Origin of the sequence: Streptomyces angustmyceticus (assembly GCF_040701845.1) — a bacterium.
Lineage (GTDB): Bacteria > Actinomycetota > Actinomycetes > Streptomycetales > Streptomycetaceae > Streptomyces > Streptomyces angustmyceticus_A.
Genome location: NZ_JBFBHQ010000042.1, coordinates 1 through 23,139, shown reverse-complemented (window position 1 = coordinate 23,139; position 23,139 = coordinate 1). Strand labels below are relative to the sequence as shown.

Below are 23,139 nucleotides of genomic sequence, written 5' to 3'. Positions count from 1 at the left end.
GGCCGCCGGTCCGCCGGGCGGTCCGGGGAAGGGAGCTGAACGGTGAGCGAGGGAAAGCTCCGCGACTATCTGAAAAGGGTGACGGCGGATCTCCACCGCACCGGCAAGCGACTGCGCGAGATGGAGGCCCGCGAGCGCGAGCCCATCGCGATCGTCGCCATGAGCTGCCGCTACCCCGGCAATGTGCGCTCACCCGAAGACCTCTGGCAGCTCGTCGCCGACGGCACGGACGGCATCACGCCCTTCCCGGAGGACCGCGGCTGGAACGTGGACGCCCTCTACCACCCGGACCCCGCCCACCCCGGCACCTGCTACACCCGGGAAGGCGGCTTCCTCCACGACGCCGCCGACTTCGACCCGGACTTCTTCGCCATGTCGCCCCGCGAGGCACTGGCGACCGACCCGCAGCAGCGCCTCCTCCTCGAAACGTCCTGGGAGGCCTTCGAACGGGCAGGGCTCCGACGGCAGAGCCTCAAGGGCAGCCCCACCGGCGTCTTCGTCGGCGTCATGTACAACGACTACGGCTCGCGGTTCACCGAGCCGCCCGCCGGCCTCGAAGGACACCTGGGCAACGGCAGCGCCGCCAGCATCGCCTCCGGCCGGGTCGCCTACACCTTCGGACTCGAAGGCCCGGCGGTGACCGTCGACACCGCCTGCTCCTCCTCCCTGGTCGCCCTGCATCTGGCCTGCAACGCACTGCGCCAGGGCGAGTGCTCCCTCGCCCTCGCCGGCGGTGTCACCGTGATGTCCACCCCCGTCACCTTCCTGGAGTTCAGCCGCCAGCGCGGGCTGTCCGCCGACGGCCGCTGCAAGGCGTTCTCCGACGACTCCGACGGCACGGGCTGGGGCGAAGGCGCCGGCATGCTGCTGCTCGAACGACTCTCCGACGCCCGCCGCAACGGCCATCGCGTGCTCGGCCTCGTCCGGGGCACCGCCGTCAACCAGGACGGTGCGAGCAGCGGGCTGACCGCCCCCAACGGGCCGTCCCAGCAGCGCGTCATCCGCGCGGCACTCACCGCCGCGGGCCTGACTCCGTCCGACGTGGACGCTGTCGAGGCGCACGGCACCGGCACCACCCTCGGCGACCCCATCGAGGCGCAGGCGCTGCTCGCCACCTACGGCCAGGAACGGGAAGCCGGCCGCCCGCTGTGGCTCGGCACGGTCAAGTCCAACGTCGGTCACACCCAGGCCGCGGCCGGTGTCGCCGGGGTCATCAAGATGGTGCAGGCAATGCAGCACGGCGTGCTGCCCCGCACCCTGCACGCCGAGCGGCCCTCCACCCACGTCGACTGGAGCGAGGGCGAGGTCCGGTTGCTCAGCGACGCCGTCGACTGGCCCGACACCGACCGGCCACGGCGCGCCGGGGTCTCGGCCTTCGGCGTCAGCGGGACGAACGCCCACGCCGTGCTCGAACAGGCCCCGCCCGCCGAGACCGCGCCACAGCCGGACGGCCCCGACGCGGCGGAGCCCGTCCCGTCCGCCGAGCAGGACGCCGAGGCGCCGCGGCCCGCCGCGCCGCTCCCGGTGGTGCCCTGGGTGCTCTCCGCCCGCAGCGCACCGGCCCTCAGGGCCCAGGCGGCACAACTGCTGGCCCGCGTAGAGCAGTTGACCGACACCGGAGCCGAGGCCATCGGCGCCTCGCTCGCCACCACCCGTACCGCCTTCGAGGAACGCGCGGTGGTGCTGGGCCAGGACCGCGAGGAGCTGCTCCGGCGCCTCGCCCGGTTCGCGCAGGGCGACGACACCGCGGCCGTCCGGGGCACGGCCGGTCGCGGCAAGACGGCGTTCCTCTTCGCGGGCCAGGGGGCCCAGCGCCTCGGGATGGGCCGCGACCTCCACATGGCGTTCCCCGTCTTCGCGGCGGCCTTCGACGAGATCTGCGCCCACCTCGACCCGGAGCTGCCCCAGCCGCTCGCGGACGTCGTCTTCGGCCAGGACGCGGCGGCGCTGGACCGCACCGGCTTCACCCAGCCCGCACTCTTCGCCTTCGAGGTGGCGCTCTTCCGGCTCGTCGAATCCTGGGGCCAGGCCCCCGACTTCCTGCTCGGGCACTCCATCGGAGAACTGGCCGCCGCGCACGTCGCCGGTGTCCTCACGCTGCCGGACGCCTGCCGGCTCGTGGCCGCCCGCGGCCGCCTGATGCAGGCGCTGCCGGCCGGGGGCGCGATGTTCTCCCTGCGGGCCGCCGAGGACGAGGTGCTGCCGCTGCTGGCCGACGCCGGCGAACGGCTGGGCATCGCCGCCGTCAACGGGCCCCGGATGACCGTCGTGGCCGGCGACGAGGACGCGCTCGCCCCCCTCGTGCGGCACTTCGAACAACAGGGCGGCAAGGCCAGACGGCTCCGGGTGAGCCATGCCTTCCACTCCCCGCTGATGGCCCCCATGCTCGACGCATTCCGGTCCGTGGCACGGAGTGTGACGTTCCATCAGCCGAGCATCGCGGTCATCTCCAATGTGACCGGGGAGCCGGCCGCCGACCTGGGGACCGCCGACTACTGGGTACGGCACGTACGGGAGGCCGTGCGGTTCGCGGACGGCATCCGGGCACTGGAACGGCGCGGGGTCACCCGCTTCCTCGAAATCGGCCCCGACGCCACCCTCACCGCCCTCGCGCAGGGCTGCCTCGACACGGACCCCGGCCATCCCGGCCCCCTCTTCGTCTCCGCCCTGCGCAAGGACCGGGCCGAGACGGACAGCGTCCTCACCGCGCTGAGCGCACTGCACACCCGCGGCGCGAGCCCCGACTGGGACCGCCTCTTCCCCGGTGCCGACCGCATCGACCTGCCCACCTACGCCTTCCAGCGCGAGCGCTACTGGCTGGCCCCCGAGGCGCCCGCCGCGCACCGCCCGGGCGACCACCCCCTGCTCCCGACGGCCATCACCCTCGCGGACCGCAGCGCCGTCGTCTCCACCGGACGTCTCGCCCCCTCCGCCCACCCCTGGCTCGCCGACCGGGCGGTCGACGGCCGCGTCCCGCTCCCCACGAGCGCCTACCTCGACCTCGCCCTGCACCTCGGTGCGGTCGCCGGCTGTGAACACGTAGCCGCACTCACCGTGGACGCCCCCCTCGTCCTGTCCGACCGGTCCGCCGTCGAGATCCAGGTGGTGCTCGACGCCGCCGCGGAACCTGACGGGCAGCGCACCCTCACGGTGCACTCCCGGCCCGCCGACCGGCCGGACGACGACACGCCGTGGACCCGGCACGCCCACGGCACGCTCACCCCGCAGCCGCCCCCACTCCCCGGCCACGACCTGCGGGTCTGGCCCCCCGCCGACGCCCGGCCGGTGAACGCGGACGCCTCTTCCGGGACCGCGGAAGGCGATGAGTCCCCGCACGGCCTCCCGTCCGGCGGGCCGGGAAGCGTATGGCGGCAGGGCGACACGGTGTTCACCGAGGCCGCACTGCCCGAGGAGTACCGCGCCGACGCGGCCCGGTACGCCCTGCACCCGGCCTTGCTCGACGCCGTGCTCCGGGCGCTCCCGGCGGCGGGGCACCCCGACGCCGTCGCCGTGTCCTGGCGCGACTGCGTGCTGCACGCGGTGGGCGCGGAATCGGTGCGCGCCCGCCTCGCCCCCGCGGACGACGGCGGCCTGGATATCCACCTCACGGACGAACTCGGCGAGCCGGTCGCCTCGTTCGGCTCCGTCACGCCCGTACCCGCCACCGAGTTCGCACCGCCGCGGCACCCCGGCGAACGCGACGATCTCTTCGCCGTCGAGTGGACCGGGCTGCGGCCGCCCACCCCGCAGCAGCGGCCCTGCCGGGTCGCCGTCCTCGGCGCGGAAGGGGCCGGGGCCGGCGCATCTTCCGTCCACGGTGAACTCCACGCGCTCGCCACGGCCGTGGAACAGGGCGCCGACGCCCCCGACCTCGTCGTCGTGCCCTGGCGGACCGCCGACGTGGTCCCGGTCGCCGAGCCCGGTGAACCGGCCGACGCCGCCCGCACCTCGGTCGTGCACGCCCTGACGCTGCTGCAGAGCTGGCTCGCCCTGCCGGGCCTCGCCGACGCACGGCTGGTCCTCCTCACCCGGGGCGCCGTCGCCACCGGCCCGGACGAGACCGTCACGGACCTGTCCGCCGCCGCGGTGTGGGGCCTGGTGCGCTCGGCACAGTCGGAGAACCCCGACCGCTTCCTGCTCGTGGACACGGACACGGAAACGGGCGCTGACACCGATGCCCGCGAAACCGACGCCCACGACCCCGACTCCCACGACCCCGACTCCCACGACCCCGACTCTCACGACGCCGACTCCCACGACGCCGACTCCCACGACTCCGACGTCCTGCCCGCCGCCGCGGTCGGCGCGGCCATGGGGGCGGGGGAGACGCAGCTCGCCGTCCGCGGCACGCGCCTCCTGGCCCCCCGGCTGACGCGGCTTCCGCAGCCCTCCCCGCACGGCACACACCCCCACCCCGTGGCCGCAGCCCGCTTCGATGCGTTCCGCACGGTCCTGGTCACCGGAGCCACCGGGACCGTCGGCGCCGCCGTGGCCAGGCACCTGGTGACCGGGCACGGCGTACGGCATCTGCTGCTCGTCGGCCGCCGCGGTGCGACCGCGCCCGGCGCCGGGCAACTCGCCGCTGAATTGCGTGCGTTGGGCGCCCGGGTGACCCTTGCCGCCTGCGATGCCGCCGACCGCACGGCACTGGCCGACCTGCTGGCCACCCTCCCCGAAGCACACCCCCTGGGAGCGGTCGTGCACGCCGCAGGGGTGCTCGACGACGGGGTGATCTCCTCCCTCGGCCCCGAGCGGATCGCCGCCGTCCTGCGGCCCAAGGCCGATGCCGCGGTCAACCTCGACCGGCTCACCCGGGATCTCGACCTGTCCGCCTTCGTGCTGTTCTCCTCGGCCGCCGCCACCTTCGGCGGCCCCGGCCAGGGCAACTACGCCGCCGGTAACGCCTTCCTGGAGGCGCTCGCCCACCGGCGCCGCGCCGAGGGCCGCCCGGCCATGGCGCTCGGCTGGGGCATGTGGGCCGAGCGCAGCGAGATGAGCGCCCGCCTGGACGAGACGGACCGGCGGCGGATGGACCGCGGCGGCGTCGGCGTGCTGTCCACCGAGGCGGCGCTCGCCCTGTTCGACCGCTGCCTGGCCCAGGACCGGGCCGTACCGGTCCCGGTGCCGCTCGATGTCGCCGCGATCCGCAGAAGCGGCCCCGCGGTCGCCCCCCTGCTCCGGGGGCTGGCCGGCCGCCCCGCCAGGCGGACCGCGGCCCCGGCGGCCGCGCCGGGCGCCGGCCCCGCGTCCCCGGCCGCCCACGCACTGGCCGCCCTGACGCCGCAGGAGCGCCGGGCCCACGTCCTCGACCTGGTGCGCACCGAGATCGCCGCCGTCCTCGGCCACACCTCGGCCGGCCGGGTCGACGCCGACCGGGCCTTCGGGGACCTCGGCCTGGACTCCCTGACCTCCCTCGAACTGCGCAACGCGCTCGGCCGCCGCACCGGACTCCGGCTGCCGGCCACCCTGGTCTTCGACCACCCCACGCCCTCGGCCGTCGCCACCTACCTGCTGGCCGAACTGCTCGGCGACGGAGAGGAGGTGGCGGCCGCCGGGGCCGATGCCACGACGGCCGGTGAGCCGGTCGCCATCGTGGCGATGAGCTGCCGCTTCCCCGGCGGCCTCCGGACCCCGGAGGCGTTCTGGGAGTTCCTGGCCGCCGGCGGCGACGCCATCGGAGAGTTCCCCGACGACCGGGGCTGGGATACCGCCGCGCTCTACGACCCCGACCCGGAACACGAGGGCACCACCTACACCCGTCAGGGCGGCTTCCTCGCCGAGGCCGACCGCTTCGACGCCGCGTTCTTCGGCGTCTCGCCCCGCGAGGCCCTGGCCATGGACCCCCAGCAGCGGATCCTGCTGGAGGTCTGCTGGGAGGCGTTCGAGCGGGCCGGTATCGACCCGCACTCCCTGCGCGGCAGCCGCACGGGCGTCTTCGCCGGCACCAACGGACAGGACTACACCACCGTCCTGGGCAACGCCGCCGAGACCGTCGACGGATACCTGGGAACGGGCAACGCCGCGAGCGTGGTCTCCGGCCGGATCGCCTACTCCTTCGGTCTCGAAGGCCCGGCCGTCACCGTGGACACGGCATGCTCCTCCTCTCTCGTCGCCCTGCACTGGGCCGTACGCGCCCTCCAGTCGGGGGAGTGCTCGCTCGCCCTGGCGGGCGGCGTCACCGTGATGTCGACCCCTGCCGCGTTCCTGGAGTTCAGCCGCCAGCGCGGGCTGTCCGCCGACGGCCGCTGCAAGGCGTTCGCCGACGCCGCCGACGGGACCGGCTGGGGCGAGGGCGCCGGCATGCTGCTGGTCGAGCGGCTGTCCGACGCCCGGCGCAACGGGCATCCGGTGCTCGCCGTCGTCCGCGGCAGCGCCATCAACTCCGACGGCGCGAGCAACGGCCTCACAGCGCCCAACGGCCCCTCCCAGCAACGGGTGATCAGGGCCGCGCTCGCCGACGCCCGGCTCACGGCCGGTGACGTCGACGCCGTCGAGGCCCATGGCACCGGCACCACCCTCGGCGACCCGATCGAGGCACAGGCACTCCTCGCCACCTACGGCCAGGAGCGCGCCGGGGACCGGCCCCTGTGGCTCGGGTCGGTGAAGTCGAACATCGGGCACACCCAGGCCGCGGCCGGCGTGGCCGGGGTGATCAAGATGGTGCAGGCCCTGCGCCATGGCCTGCTGCCGCAGACGCTGCACCTCGACGCCCCGTCGTCCCATGTGGACTGGACCGAAGGCGCCGTGGACCTGCTGGCCGCCCCCGTCACCTGGCCCGAGCACGGGCGCCCCCGCAGAGCCGCCGTCTCCTCCTTCGGCTTCAGCGGCACCAACGCCCACCTCATCCTCGAACAGGCCACCCCGGCACCGGCCGGGCCCACCGCACCGGCGGACGGCACGCCGCCGCCGGACGCACCGGAGGCCGCCGGCACCGCCCCGCTGCCGGTCGTCTGGCCGCTGTCCGCCCGCAGCCCCGAAGCGCTCCGCGCCCTGGCCACGGCCCTGCACACACACGCCGAACACCACGCCGAGCTGCCCGCCGCAGCCGTCGGCCACGCCCTGGCCACCACCCGCGCCTCCTTCGAACACCGCGCCGTCGTCCACGGCCCCGACCGCGCCGGCCTCCTGTCCGCCCTGGGCGGGCTGGCCGCCGGTGCGCAGCCGGCCACCGGAACCGCCCAGGGCGTGGCCCGTCCCGGCGCGCGCACCGCGTTCCTGTTCACCGGGCAGGGCGCCCAGCGCCCCGGCATGGGCCGCGAACTGCACCGCACCTTCCCGGTGTTCGCCCAGGCCCTCGACGAGATCTGCGACCACTTCGCCGGCCCTCTCGACCGGCCGCTGCGGGACGTCATGTTCCACGACACCGAGGGCCTGCTGCACCGGACGGAATACACCCAGCCCGCCCTTTTCGCCATGGAGACCGCCCTCCACCGCCTCGCCGAGAGCGCCGGCCTGCGCGCCGATCACCTGCTGGGCCACTCCATCGGCGAAGTGACCGCCGCACATGTCGCCGGGGCGTTCTCCCTGGCCGACGCCTGTGCCCTGGTCGCCGCCCGCGGCCGCCTCATGCAGGCGCTCCCGGAGACCGGCGCCATGGTCGCGCTCCAGGCGACGGAGGCCGAGGTGCGGCCGCTGCTCGACGGGCTCGACCAGCAGGTCTGCCTCGCCGCCGTCAACGGCCCCGACTCCGTGGTGATCTCCGGCGACCGTGCCGCCGTCGCCCGGATCGCGGGCCGGCTGGCCGCCGACGGCCGCCGGACCAAGCAGCTCCAGGTCAGCCATGCGTTCCACTCACCGCACATGGACCCGATGCTGGCCGAGTTCCGTACGGTCGCCGAAGGGCTCGCCTACCACGAGCCGCGGATCCCCGTCGTGTCCAACCTGACCGGCGAGGCCGCCACCGAACTGCACGTCCCCGACTACTGGGTACGGCAGGCGCGGGGCGCCGTCCGTTTCCACGACGGCATCCGCGGGCTCGCGGAGCAGGGCGTGGAGCGCTATGTCGAACTCGGCCCCGACGGCACCCTCTCCGCGATGGCAGCCGGTTGCCTGCTCCCCGACTCCCCGGGCACCGCGGTCGTCCCGTTGCTCCGCGACCGGACGTCCGAGGTGCGCTCGCTGCTGGACGGCCTCGCCCGCGCCCATGTCCACGGCGCGGACGTCGACTGGTCCGCCGTCGCCAACGCCCACCAGGGACAGCAGGCGGTCGAGGGCCTGCCCACCTACCCCTTCCAGCGGCAGCGCTACTGGCCGACTCCCCGTGCCCGTGCGACCGCCGGAATCGGCCAGGCCGGCCACCCGCTGCTGAGCGCCGCCGTCGAACTCGCCGACGGCAGCCGGCTGTTCACCGGCCGGATCTCGGTAGCCGACCAGCCGTGGCTCGCCGACCACGCCCTGGCGGGCACCGCCGTCGTCCCCGGCACGGCCTTCGTGGAACTCGCCGTCCTGGCCGGCGACCGGGCGGGCTGCCCCCGGGTGGCGGACCTGACCCTGGTCAGCCCGCTCGTCCTGCCCGAGGAGGACGCGGTGGACCTCCAGGCGGTCCTCGGCAACGACGACGGGCAGGGCCACCGCCCGTTCACCGTCCATGCCCGCCGCACCGACCCGGCCCCCGGCGAGCCCTGGACGCTGCACGCCACCGGCACCCTCACCGCCGCCCACCCGGAGCCCATGGAACCGGCCGCGTCCGCCTGGCCGCCCGCCGGCTCCGAGCCGCTCCCCGCCGACGACCTCTACGCGCAACTGGGCGCGGGCGGATTCGACTACGGGCCGCTCTTCCAAGGACTGGGCGCCGCCTGGCGCCAGGGCGACCGGGTACACGCCGAGGTGACCCTGCCCCAGCCGGCGCACCAGGACGCGGACCGCTTCGCCCTCCACCCGGCGCTGCTCGACGCCGCGCTGCACGCGACGGCGTTCCTGCCGACGGAGGACACCGACAGCGGACGGCTGCCCTTCTCCTGGCGCGGAGTCCAGATCCACGCCACCGGGGCCACGCAGCTCAGGGTCCGCCTCGACCTGTCCGCCCCCGATACCGTCTCGATCGCGCTCACCGACACCGACGGCCGGCCCGTCGCCGGCATCGAGGCGCTGACGCTGCGCGAGTTCACCCCGGACCGGGTCGCGCTCTCCGCCCGCTCCGCCGGCCCCCTCCACCACCTCGACTGGCCCGTGGCCCCGATACCCACGACGCCCTCCGAGGAGCCGGCCCGCCTCCTCGTCCTGGACAGCGAGGACCTCGCCGCCGACCTGGACGGCGCGGGCCTGCCCGCCACCCGGCTGACCGGCACCGACCTCCAGGAGGCCACCGGCACCGTCCTCGTGGCACTCCCCGCCCCCGACCCGCACGAGGCGGCCACCGGCGCACTGGCACTGGTCCAGCGGTGGCTGGCGGACCCACCCGCCGCGGCCCGGCTCGTCTTCGTCACCCGGGGAGCCGTCGACGCCCCCGGCACCACCTCTCACGATTCCGCGGCCGCCCCCATCTGGGGCCTGGTGCGCTCGGCGCAGTCCGAGCACCCCGGCCGGTTCGTCCTCGCCGACCTCGACGGCCAGGACACCTCGTACGCCGCGCTGCCCGCGGCACTGGCCACGCACGAGCCCCAGTTCGCCGTCCGCGGCGGCACCGTGCACCTGCCGAAGGTCGCCCCCGTCCACGCCGGCACCGCACTGCGCGAGCCGGCCGACGGCACCTGCTGGCGCCTCGGCATGACCGGCAAGGGCACCCTCGATCACCTCGCCCTCATGCCCCACGACGACGCCGCACGGCCGTTGGGACGCGGCGAAGTACGCATCGCGGTGCGGGCCGCCGGGGTCAACTTCCGCGATGTGCTCAACGTCCTGGGCATGTATCCCGGCGACGCCGGAGCCTTCGGCCTGGAGGGCGCGGGGGTGGTCACCGAGACCGGCCCCGACGTCCTCGGCCTCGCCCCGGGGGACCGGGTGATGGGACTCTTCCCGTACGCCTTCGGCCCGGTGGCGGTGGCCGACGCGCGGATGGTCGTCCGGGTCCCGGAGGGCTGGTCGTTCGCGCAGGCGGCATCCGCTCCGGTGGTCTTCCTGACGGCGTACTACGCACTGGCCGAACTCGGTGACCTCCGGGCCGGCGAGTCGGTCCTCGTGCATGCCGCCGCGGGTGGTGTGGGCATGGCCGCCGTGCAGATGGCGCGCCACCTGGGCGCGGAGGTCTTCGGCACCGCGAGCCCGGGGAAGTGGGACACCCTGCGCGAGGCGGGTCTGGACGAGGCGCGTATCGCTTCCTCCCGTGATCTGGACTTCGAGGGGGCGTTCCTGGCGGCGACCGGTGGCCGGGGGGTGGATCTGGTGCTGGACTCCCTGGCAAGGGAGTTCGTCGACGCCTCGCTGCGGTTGCTGCCCCGGGGCGGCCGGTTCCTGGAGATGGGCAAGACCGACATCCGAGAGCCGGAGCAGGTGGCCGCCGAGCACGAGGGCGTCCGCTACCGGGCCTTCGATCTGATCGAGGCCGGCCCGGACCGGATCCGGGAGATGTTCGCGCAGGTCCGTGAGCTGTTCGACCAAGGTGTGCTGACGCCGTTGCCGGTGACCGCGTGGGACGTGCGGCACGCCCCCGAGGCCTTCCGCCACCTCAGCCAGGCCAAGCACATCGGCAAGGTCGTACTGACGATGCCGGTTGCGCTCGATCCGGCCGGAACGGTACTGATCACCGGCGGGACGGGTGGTCTGGGCGCGCTGGTGGCCCGGCATCTGGTGGCCGGGCACGGCGTGCGGCATCTGATGCTGGCCGGCCGCCGCGGCCCGACCGCGCCGGGCGCGGACGCCCTGCGCGACGAACTCGCCGCCCTCGGCGCGGAGGTCACCGTCACGGCCTGCGACGCCGCCGACCGCGATGCCCTGCGCGGGCTGCTGGACCGCGTACCGAAGGAGCATCCGCTCACCGCGGTCGTGCACACGGCAGGCGTCCTGGACGACACCGTCGTCGCCTCGCTCACCCCCCAGCGGCTCCGTGCGGTCCTGCGCCCCAAGACCGATGCCACGGCCCATCTGCACGACCTCACCCGCGACGAGGACCTGGCCGCGTTCGTCGTGTTCTCCTCGACGGCCGGCGTGTTCGGCTCGCCCGGACAGGCCAACTACGCCGCCGCCAACGCCTTCTGCGACACCTTCGCCGCCGAGCGCCGGGCCGCCGGGCTGCCCGCCACCTCGCTCGCCTGGGGGCCCTGGTCCCGGACGACGGGGATGACCAGCGGACTCACCGAGGCCGATCTGCGGCGGATGGCTCGCGCCGGCCTGCCCGCCCTGACCCCGGACCACGGACTCGCCCTGTACGACGCGGCACTGGGCCGCCCCGAGGCAGCCCTGCTGCCGATGCTGGTCGACACCCGCGCGCTGGGCTCGGCCGGTCCCGTACCCCCGCTGCTCAGCGGCCTGCTGCCGACCGCACCCCGCCGGGTCGCCGCCGGCCCCGCTGCACCGGCCGGACCGGACTCCGCCGGCGCCCTCGCCCGTACGCTCGCCACGCTCAGTCGCGACGAGGCACACCACACCCTGCTCGACGTGGTGTGCGCCCAGGTCGCCGCCGTACTGGGCCATGCCTCCGCGGCCGAGGTCGGCGACCAGCAGTCCTTCAAGGACCTCGGCTTCGACTCGCTGACCGCCGTCGAGCTGCGCAACCGGCTCGGCGCCGCAACCGGGGCCCTGCTGCCCGCCACGCTGGTCTTCGACCACCCCACACCGCTGGCCCTCGCCGACCACCTGTGCGCGGAACTCGTCCCCGAGCACCCCGCCGAGCCGTCCGCCGCTCCGGAGGAGGAGGCAGCGGTACGGGAGGCCCTGGCCGCCATTCCCCTCGCCCGCCTGCGGGCGGCCGGGCTGCTCGACGACCTGCTGGCGCTGGTGCGGCCGGCGACACCCGGCACGGACGGCGAGGCCGGGGGCGATGCCGCCACCGACCCCGACGCCCTCGACAGCATGGAAGTCGACGACCTTGTGCGCCTCGCGTTCGGCGCAGCGGACGGCTGAGCACCGCCGTCCCGACGAAGCCACACCCGACGAAGCCGGAATGATGGAGAGCTGACCAATGGCCACGTCCGCGGATCAGATCGTCGAAGCCCTCCGGGCCTCGCTGCGGGAGAACGACCGGCTGCGCAAGCAGAACCAGCAGCTGGTCGACGCTGCCGGTGAACCCCTCGCCATCGTCGCCATGAGCTGCCGCTTCCCCGGCGGTGTGCAGACGCCCGAGGAGTACTGGCAGCTGCTCGCGGAGGGCGTCGACGCGCTGTCCGATTTCCCCGCGGACCGGGGCTGGGACCTGGGCGCACTCGATGTGACCACCACCCGCGGCGGATTCGTCCACACCGCCGACGAGTTCGATCCGCAGTTCTTCGGGATGAGCCCGCGAGAGGCGCTGGCCACCGACCCGCAGCAGCGGCTCCTGCTGGAGGTGTCCTGGGAGGCACTGGAGCGGGCGGGCATCGACCCGATGACCCTGCGCGGCAGCAGGACCGCCGTCTTCGCGGGCTGCAGCAACCAGGAGTACGGCTCCGGGCTGCGTGGCAACGTCCCCGAGGGCGTCGAAGGGCACATCCTCACCGGCACCACGGGCAGCGTCGTCTCGGGCCGGGTCGCCTACGCCCTCGGCCTCGAAGGCCCCGCCGTCACCGTCGACACGGCCTGCTCCTCCTCGCTGGTCACCCTGCACCTCGCCGCGCAGTCCCTGCGGGCGGGCGAATGCGACCTCGCCCTCGCCGGCGGTGTGGCGATCATGTCCACCCCCGCCGCCTTCGTCGAGTTCGGCCGGCAGGGCGGACTCGCCCGCGACGGCCGGTGCAAGCCGTTCTCCGACGACGCCGACGGCACCGGCTGGGGCGAGGGCGCCGGGATGCTCCTCGTCGAACGGCTCTCCGACGCCCGTCGCAACGGCCACCCCGTGCTCGCCCTGCTCCGCGGCAGTGCCCTCAACCAGGACGGCGCCTCCAACGGTCTCACCGCCCCCAACGGCCCCGCCCAGCAGCGCGTGATCCGCTCCGCGCTCAGCGGCGCCGGGCTGTCCCCCGCCGACGTGGACGCCGTCGAGGCCCACGGCACCGGTACGACGCTGGGCGACCCGATCGAGGCACAGGCGCTGCTCGCCACCTACGGCCAGGACCGCCCGGCGGACCGCCCGTTGTGGCTGGGCTCGGTGAAGTCCAACATCGGGCACACCCAGGCCGCCGCGGGCGTGGCCGGCGTGATCAAGATGGTCCTCGCCCTGCGGCACGGTGTCCTGCCGCAGAGCCTGCACACCACCCGGCCCTCCACCCACGTGGACTGGTCGTCCGGGCAGGTCCGGCTGCTGACCGAGCCCGTGGCCTGGCCGGACGGCGCACGGCCGCGCCGCGCCGCCGTCTCCTCCTTCAGCATCAGCGGCACCAACGCCCACACCATCCTCGAACAGGCCCCGGAGGACCGGACCGCACAGGGCCCTGAACAGCTCCCGGCCGAGGGGGAGCAGCGCGCGGCGGACGGGGCGACGGCCACCGAGGACACCCCGCTTCCCACCGCGGTCCGCCCTCCGCACATCCCGTGGGTGCTCTCCGCCCGCAGCGCGGACGCCCTGCGGGCACAGGCCGGCCGGCTGCGCGCGCACCTGGACGGCCACCCCGGCACGGACCCGTACGATCTGGCCTACTCGCTCGCCACCTCCCGGTCGGCCTTCGAACACCGTGCGGTCCTGCTCGGCACCGACCCGGCCGCACTGCGCGGCGAGCTGACCGCACTCGCCGAGGAGGGCCCGCTCGCCGCGGGCGCGGTCAGCGGCTCCCCCCTCCGCGGCAAGACCGCGTTCCTGTTCACCGGCCAGGGCGCCCAGCGCCTCGGCATGGGCCGCGAGCTGTACGACACGTTCCCGGCCTTCGCCGACGCCTTCGACGCCGCCTGCGCACACCTCGACCCGGAGCTCGAACTGCCGCTGCGGGCCACCGTCTTCGGCGACGACCCGGCACTGCTGGACCGCACCGGACACACCCAGCCCGCCCTCTTCGCCTTCGAAGTGGCCCTCTTCCGGCTGCTCACCTCCTGGGGCCTCAAGCCCGACGTCGTCATGGGCCACTCGATCGGCGAACTCGCCGCGGCACACATCGCCGGCGTGCTGTCCCTCCCCGACGCCTGCCGTCTGGTGGCGGCCCGCGGACGGCTGATGCAGGCGCTCCCGCCCGGCGGAGCCATGGCCTCCCTCCAGGCGGCCGAAGCCGAGGTGCTGCCGCTGCTGGCGGACACCGCGGACCGCGTGAGCATCGCCGCGGTCAACGGCCCCGAGGCCACCGTCGTCGCCGGCGACGAAACCGTCGTGGACACCCTCGCCGGCCACTTCAGGGACCTGGGCCGCAAGGTCTCCCGCCTCCGCGTCAGCCACGCCTTCCACTCGCCGCTCATGGACCCGATGCTGGAGGACCTGCGCGCCACCGCCCGCGACCTCACCTACCGGCAACCGCAGATCCCCGTCGTCTCCAACGTCACCGGCCGCCTCGCCACCGACGACGACCTGTGCGGCCCCGACTACTGGGTACGCCACGCCCGCCAGGCCGTACGCTTCGCCGACGGCGTCCGCGCCCTCGCCGAACGCAATGTCACCCGGCTCGTCGAAATCGGCCCCGACGGCACCCTCACCGCACTGGCAGCGGCCTGCCTGCCCGACGGCGACCGGCTGCTGACCCCCCTCCTGCGCAAGGACACCCCCGAGGCCGTCGGCCTGCTCACCGCGCTCAGCAGGCTCCACATCTCCGGCGTCGCCCTGGACTGGGCCGCGCTGCTGCCCGGCGCGCGCCGCGTCGACCTCCCCACGTACGCGTTCCAGCGCACCCGCTACTGGCTCAACGCCGCACCCCCCGAGCACACCCCCACCGGCCGGCCCGCCGACTCCGCGTTCTGGACCGCCGTCGAGCAGCAGAACGTGCCGGAACTCGCCGACAGCCTCAGCCTCGACCGCGCCCTCCTCGAACCGGTGGTCCCCGCACTCGCGGCCTTCCACCGCGACCAGCAGCAGCACTCCACCGCCCGGACCTGGCGGTACGCGGAACACTGGGAGCCCGTCGACCCCAGCCCCGCCACCACCGCACCGGCGCACTGGCTGCTCGTCGTCCCCGCCGCGGACCCGGAGCACCACCAGCCCGTCGCCGCCGCCCTCTCGACCGCACTGGCCCGGCACGGCACGGCCGTCACCACCCTGAGCCTGCCGCCGGACGCCGACGCCGACCACATCGCGCAACGGATCGAGGAGACCCGCGACCGGGACCGAGCCCCGGACGAGATCAACGTGCTCTCCCTCCTCGGCCTCGGCACCGCCCGCGACCCCCGCCACCCCGACGCCCCCGCCGCCCTCGTCGTGACCGGTGCGCTCGTCCAGGCACTCCTGCGCGCCGACGCCCCGGTCCGGCTGTGGACCGCGACCCGGGGCGCCGTCAGCATCGGCCGCTCCGACCCGCTCAGCGCCCCCGGCCAAGCCGTTCTCTGGGGCCTCGGCCGCAGCGCCGCCATCGAACACCCCGACCACTGGACCGGCCTCGTCGACCTGCCGGAACAGCTCGACGACCGCGCCCTGGACCGACTGTGCGCGGTGCTCCCCGGGCACGACGCCGGGCACGGCACCGAGTTCGCCCTCCGCGCCTCCGGCCTCTTCGCCCGCCGGCTGGTCCGAGCCCCCCGCCCCGAGCAGCCCCGCGGATCGTCCGCCTGGACGCCCGCCGGCACCACGCTGATCACCGGCGGCACCGGCACCATCGGCTCCGCCCTCGCCCGCCGACTGGCCCGCGAAGGCGCCGCACACCTGCTCCTCATCAGCAGGCGCGGCCCCGACGCCCCCGGCGCCCAGGACCTCGTCGCCGAACTCACCGCACACGGCACCCGGACCACCCTCGCCGCCTGCGACCCCGCAGACCGCGACGCCCTGGCGCGGCTCCTCGCCTCCCTCCCCGAGGACCAGCCCCTGACCAGCGTCTTCCACACCGCAGGCGTGCTCGACGACGGCACCCTCGCCACCATGGACGCCGAGCGGTTCGCCACCGTGCTCCGCCCCAAGACCGAGGCCGCCGCCCACCTCCACGACCTGACCCGCGGACACGACCTGACCGCGTTCGTCCTGTTCTCCTCCCTCGCGGGCACCCTCGGCGCGGCCGGCCAGGCCAACTACGCGGCGGCCAACGCCGGCCTGGACGCCCTCGCCCAGCACCGGCGCGCCCACGGCCTGCCCGCGACCAGCATCGCCTGGGGCCCCTGGGCACACGAGGGCATGGCCGCCGACCCCACCCTGCGCGCCAAACTCAGTCGCGCCGGCCTGCCGCCCATGGAGCCGGACACCGCACTGGTCGCGCTGCACCAGGCACTCGACCACGGCGAGACCCACCTCGTCATCGCCGACATCGACTGGGACCTGTTCCCCGCGGGCCGCAACGCGCTCTTCGGCAAACTGCCCGAAGCCGCCGCCCAGAACCCCGGACAGGACACCCCGGCCGACGACGTCCGCAGCCTCCTCGCCACCCTGCGCACCCCCGCCGAACAGGAACAACACCTGCTCCGCCTGGTCCGCCGGACGCTCGCGGCCGTCCTGGGATTCCCGGGCCCCGACGCCGTCGACACCACCCGCACCTTCCAGGAACTCGGCACCGATTCCCTCACCGCCGTCGAGTTGCGCAACACCCTCACCGCGGCCGTCGGGCTGCCCCTGTCCCCGACACTCGTCTTCGATCACCCGACGCCGCCGGCGCTGGCGCGTCATCTGCGCGCCGAACTCCTGGGAGACCTCGGCGAGCAGCACACCGCCGCACTCGCCCACCCCGTCCAGGCCGACGGCGAACCGATCGCCATCGTCGGCATGGCCTGCCGCTACCCCGGAGACGTGCGGTCCCCGGACGACCTCTGGCAGCTGATCGCCGACTGCGGCGACGCCATCACGCCCTTCCCCGACGACCGCGGCTGGAACATCGACGCCGTCTACGACCCCGACTCCGGCTGCCCGGGCACCAGTTATGTGCGCGAGGGCGGATTCGTCCGCGGCGCCGGCGACTTCGACCCCGGCTTCTTCGGGATTTCGCCCCGCGAGGCACTGGCCATGGACCCCCAGCAGCGGATGCTGCTGGAGATCTCCTGGGAAGCCGTCGAACGGGCCGGCATCGCCCCGCTGTCGCTGCGCGGCAGCCGCAGCGGACTGTTCGTGGGCTGCGGCTACCAGGGCTACGGGTCGGGCTCCGTCGACATGCCCGACGACCTCCTGGGCCATCTGCTCACCGGAAGCTCCGGCGCCGTGGTGTCGGGCCGCGTGGCGTATGCGCTGGGCCTGGAGGGCCCCGCGGTGACCGTGGACACGGCATGTTCCTCGTCGCTGGTCGCCCTGCACCTGGCGGTGCAGTCCCTGCGCTCGGGCGACTGCGACCTCGCCCTCGCCGGCGGTGTGACCGTGATGTCCACGCCCGGTGCGTTCATCGAGTTCAGCAGGCAGCGCGGCCTCGCCGCGGACGCCCGCTGCAAGGCGTTCGCCGAGTCCGCGGACGGCACCATCTGGGGCGAGGGCGCCGGCGTCGTGCTGGTGGAGCGCCTCTCGGACGCCCGTCGCAACGGCCACCGGGTACTGGCGGTCGTACGCGGCAGCGCAGTGAACCAGGACGGTGCCTCAAATGGCCTCACGGCCCCGAACGGCCCCTCCCAGCAGCGGGTGATCAGGCAAGCACTGGCCGGCGCGGGGCTCTCGGCATCGGACGTCGACGCCGTCGAGGGCCATGGGACGGGCACCACGCTGGGCGACCCGATCGAGGCCCAGGCACTTCTGGCCACCTACGGCCAGGATCGTGACCCGGACCGCCCGTTGTGGCTGGGTTCCGTGAAGTCGAACATCGGCCACACCCAGGTGGCGGCCGGTGTGGCGGGTGTCATCAAGATGGTGGAGGCCCTCCGGCACGGCGTCCTGCCCCGGCAGCGGTACGCCGAGCAGCCGTCCTCGCACGTGGACTGGTCGTCCGGGCAGGTACGGCTGCTGACCGAGGACGTGCGGTGGCCGGCGGGAGACCGGCCCCGACGGGCCGGTGTCTCGTCCTTCGGCGTGAGCGGCACCAACGCCCATGTCATCCTCGAACAGCCTCCGACGGACGCACCGCGGGACGAGGACCGGGACGGAACGCAGGACGCGCCCATCAGGACGCCCCCACCGGCGGCCCTCGTGCCCTGGGTCCTGTCCGGACGCAGCGAGGCGGCCCTCAAAGCGCAGGCGGAACGCCTGTCGGCGCACCTGACGACCCACCCCGAACTGGATCCGCGGGACGTAGGACTCTCGCTCGCCACCACGCGCTCGCCGTTCGAACACCGGGCCGTCGTCCTCGGCCAGGACCGGGACACCCTGCTCGACGGCCTCCACGCCCTCGTCTGCGGCGAGCCGCAGGGCAATATCGCCCAGGGCATGGCCACGTCCGCGGGCGGCCTGGCCTTCCTGTTCACCGGGCAGGGCTCCCAACGCCCGGGCATGGGGCGGGAGTTGTACGACACCTTCCCGGTCTTCGCGGACGCCTTCGACGCGGTGTGCGCGCACTTCGACGTGGAGCTGTCCTCGCCGCTGCGGGAGGTGGTGTTCGGTGACGAGGCCGAGCTGCTGAATCGGACGGGGTTCACCCAGCCGGCGTTGTTCGCGGTGGAGGTGGCGCTGTTCCGGCTGGTGGAGTCGTTCGGTGTGCGGCCGGATTTCCTGGTGGGGCATTCCATCGGTGAGGTGGTGGCCGCGCATGTGGCGGGGGTGTTGTCGCTGGAGGATGCGTGCCGGCTGGTTGCTGCCCGTGGGCGGTTGATGCAGGCGCTCCCCGCCGGTGGCGCGATGGTCGCGCTTCAGGCCGCCGAGGACGAGGTGGTGCCGCTGCTGGTGGGCCAGGAGCAGCGGGTGAGCATCGCCGCGGTGAACGGTCCGCGGTCGATCGTGGTCTCCGGTGAGGAATCCGCCGTGGCGGAGATCGCCGATCATTTCCGGTCCGAGGGCCGGAAGGTGAAGCGGCTCCAGGTGAGCCATGCCTTCCACTCCCCGCTGATGGAGCCGATGCTCGACGAGTTCCGTGCCGTCGCCGAAAGCGTGGCCTATGCGGAGCCCCGCATCCCGGTGGTCTCGAATGTGACCGGCGAACTCGCCTCGCCGCGGGAACTGATGTCCCCCGACTACTGGGTGCGGCATGTCCGCGGTGCCGTCCGTTTCGCCGACGGCGTCCGCCGGCTCGTCGAGAACGAGGTCACCCGGTTCCTGGAGCTCGGGCCGGACGGCACCCTGACCGCCATGGCACAGGGCTGCCTCGACGGTGACACGGACGCGGACCACCTCCTCGTGCCGGCCCTCCGCACGGACCGTCCGGAGGTCACCGGGCTCCTCACCGCACTCGGCCACACCTACGCCCGCGGCGTCCCCGTCGACTGGGCCACGCTCTTCGCCGGCACCGGCGCCCGGCAGATCGAACTGCCCACCTACGCCTTCCAGCACCAGCGGTACTGGCTCGGGCTCGCCCACACCAACGCCACAAATCTCGGTTCGGCGGGACTACAGGCAGCCGAGCACCCGCTCCTCGCGGCCACCATCACGCTCGCCGACTCCTCCTCCGTCGTCTTCACCGGCCGGCTCTCCGCGCAGGACCACCCGTGGCTCGCGGACCATGTCGTCGACGGCTCCCTCCTCGTCCCCGGTACGGCCTTCCTGGAACTCGCGCTCCGCGCGGCCGACCAGACCGGCTGTGACCTCGTCGAGTCGCTGACCATCGAAGCCCCCCTGGTGCTCCCGGCCCACGAATCCGTCCAGCTGCAAATGCGCATCGAGGAGCCGGACCTCCACGGCACCCGTGCACTGACCCTCCACTCCTGCCGCATCGGGAGCACCGGTGTCGCGGAGGAACCGTGGATCCGGCATGCCACCGGCCTGCTCGGGGCGGACGGTCACCGCGAGACCTTCGACTTCGCCGTCTGGCCCCCGGAAGGCGCACAGCCCGTCCCGACGGACGGTCTCTACGACGCCTTCGCCGACGCCGGGATCGCCTACGGTCCCGCCTTCCGTGGACTGCGCCACGCCTGGCGGCGCGACGCCGACCTCTTCGTCACGGTGGAGCTCCCCGAGGCGCCCGAGGCCTCGTCCTTCGGGCTGCACCCCGCAGTGCTGGACAGCGTCCTCCACGCCCTGGCGCTCGAAGCGGACGAGAGTGCCGTACTCGGACAGCTGCCGGTCTCCTGGCAGGACGTGAAGCTGTACGCCTCGGGAGCCACCGTGCTGCGGGCACGCATCGCGAAGAGTGCGGAGGGCGGGCTGTCGCTCCAGCTGGCGGATGCCGTGGGGCAGCCGGTGGCGGAGATCGGCTCCCTCACCCGGCAGCCCCTGACGGCTGAGACGTTCAGCCGCGCCTGGCAGGGCAGCACCCACTCCGACGCGTTGTACCGGGTCGACTGGACGCCCGTACCCGAGACCACCGCGGAACCCGTCGACCTCGTGGACATCCACGACGTCCACGACCTCCACGACCTGGGCTCCACACCGGCCGGCGCCACCCCTTCCTTCGTCGCGCTGCGCCTCGACGCCATGACCGGGGATTCCGCCGGAACGCCTGCGGCCGCACGGGCCGCCACCTACCGGGCGCTGGCCTGCGTCCAGGAATGGACGGAAGCCGAGCGCGACCGTGCCACGCGACTCGTGGTGGTGACACGGAACGCCGTCCCGGCGGAACTGCGGCAGCCCGACCCCGCACAGGCCATGGTCTGGGGCCTCGTCCGAGCCGCACGCGTGGAGCACCCCGACCGCTTCGTGCTGGTGGATGTGGACGGCACGGAAGCCTCGCTGGCCGCCCTGCCGACCGCCCTGGCCTCGGGGGAACCCGAACTCGCCCTGAGGCAGGGCACGGCCCAGCTGCCGAGGCTGAGCACGAACATCCGGCGGGACGAGCTGTCGATGCCGTGCCTGCCGCAGGAGGGATGGCGCCTCCACAACGCCGACGAGGGCACGTTGGAGAGCCTGCGCCTGGTGCGACGCCCCGAGGCAAGGGACGAACTGGAGCCCGGCCAGGTGCGCATCGCGGTGCGGGCCGCCGGGGTGAACTTCCGCGATGTGCTGAACGTCCTCGGCACGTATCCGGGAGACGCGGGTGCATTGGGCCTGGAGGGCGCCGGCGTCGTGACCGAGACCGGCCCTGAAGTGGCGGGCCTGGCGCCGGGGGACCGGGTGATGGGGTTGTTCCCGTACGCGTTCGGCTCGGTGGCGGTGGCGGACGAGCGCATGGTCGTCCGGGTTCCGGAGGGCTGGTCGTTCGCGCAGGCGGCGTCGGTTCCCGTGGTCTTCCTGACGGCGTATCACGCGCTGGTGGAACTGGGCGGCGTGCAGGCGGGCGAGTCGGTGGTGGTGCATGCCGGCGCGGGTGGGGTCGGCATGGCCGCGGTGCAGTTGGCGCGGCATCTGGGTGCGGAGGTGTTCGCCACCGCCAGTCCGGGGAAGTGGGGGACGCTGCGCGCGCTGGGCCTGGACGACGCGCATCTCGCCTCGTCGCGTGATCTGGACTTCGAGAGCTCGTTCCTGGCGGCGACCGGTGGCCGGGGTGTGGATGTGGTGCTGGACTCCCTGGCGCGGGAGTTCGTGGACGCGTCGCTGCGGCTGCTGCCGCGGGGCGGTCGGTTCCTGGAGATGGGCAAGACCGATGTCCGTGATCCGGCGCAGGTCGCCGCGGAGCACGAGGGCGTCCGCTACCAGGCGTTCGATCTGCTCGACGCGGGGCCGGACCGGATCGGGGAGATGTTCGCGCAGGTACGGGAGTTGTTCGAGAGGGGCGTGCTGGAGCCGTTGCCGGTGACGGCGTGGGATGTGCGCAAGGCTCCTGAGGCCCTTCGGTATCTCAGTCAGGCCCGGCATGTGGGCAAGGTCGTGCTGACGATGCCGGTCCCGCTGGATGCGGAGGGGACGGTGCTGGTCACGGGCGGCACGGGTGGTCTGGGTGCCCTGGTGGCCCGGCATCTGGTGGCCGAGCACGGAGTGCGGCATCTGCTGTTGGCCAGTCGTCGTGGGGCGAAGGCTCCCGGTGTGGACGCCCTGCGCGACGAGCTGGCGGCCCTGGGCGCCGAGGTCGAGGTCGCTGCCTGTGATGTGGCCGACCGTGAGTCCTTGAGCGGTCTGCTGGACTCCGTCCCGAAGCAGCACCCCCTCACCGCCGTCGTCCACACCGCCGGCGTACTCGACGACGGCGTGCTGTCCTCGCTGAGCCCCGCCCGCATGGACGCGGTACTGGCGCCGAAGGCGGACGCGCTGGTGCACCTGGACGAGCTGACGCGCGGCGCGGACCTCGCGGAGTTCCTGGTGTTCTCCTCCGTGGCGGGCACCTTCGGCAGCGCCGGCCAGGGCAACTATGCGGCGGCGAACGCCTTTGTCGATGCCCTGGTGTGCCGGCGCAGCGGATCGGGGCTGCCGGCCCGCTCGTTGGCGTGGGGTGCGTGGGCTCCGGACGCGGGAATGACCGGCGAACTGAGCGAAGCCGACCTGCAACGCATGGCACGCGGCGGCATCACCCCCTTCACCGAGGAGCGCGGCGTGGAGGCCTTCGACGCCGCTCGACACGCCGCCGTACCCGTGGTCGTCCCCGTCCAGCTCCATCACACGATGCTGCGGGAGCAGGACGCCGCGGGCGTCCTTCCGCCGCTCATGCGTGGCCTGTTGGGGCGGAGTGCGCGGCGTACTGCGGCCTCCTCGGCGGCGGCGATGTCGCCGGCGGACGCCCTGAGGTCCCGGCTGTCTCCCTTGTCCCTGGACGAGCGGCGAGCGGCGCTCCTGGAACTCGTACGCACGCAGGCCGCGCTCGTCCTCGGACACCCCGGCCCCGAGGCGATCGAGCCCACACGTGACTTCCGCGGCCTCGGTGTCGACTCCCTCACCGCCGTGGAGTTGCGCAACCACCTCCAGGCCGCCACGGGACTGCCGCTGCCCGCCACCCTGGTCTTCGACTACCCGTCTCCCCTCGTGGTGGCCCGCCATCTGGAAGGCGAGCTGTCCGATGGCGACGAAACGGTTGATGCGGGAGCCCCGGCCGCGACGGCGGCGGCGTCTTCGGATGAGCCGGTGGCGATTGTGGCGATGAGTTGTCGGTTCCCTGGTGGTGTGGGGTCGCCGGAGGAGTTGTGGGGGTTGTTGGTCGAGGGCGGGGAGGGTGT

The 23,139-nt window shown here is 74.2% G+C and carries 2 protein-coding genes; both read left to right on the top strand.

Translation table 11 applies throughout. From position 1 onward, the window contains the following. Positions 1-42 precede the first annotated feature (42 nt). Positions 43-11,997 carry an SDR family NAD(P)-dependent oxidoreductase gene (locus tag AB0411_RS37010; protein WP_366421632.1) on the top strand — a complete coding sequence of 3,985 codons (11,955 nt, stop codon included), beginning with the start codon at positions 43-45 and terminating at the stop codon, positions 11,995-11,997. A gap of 79 nt (positions 11,998-12,076) precedes the next feature. After that, positions 12,077-23,139: type I polyketide synthase (locus AB0411_RS37005; protein ID WP_437044471.1), on the top strand; the 11,063-nt coding region annotated here is incomplete at its 3' end.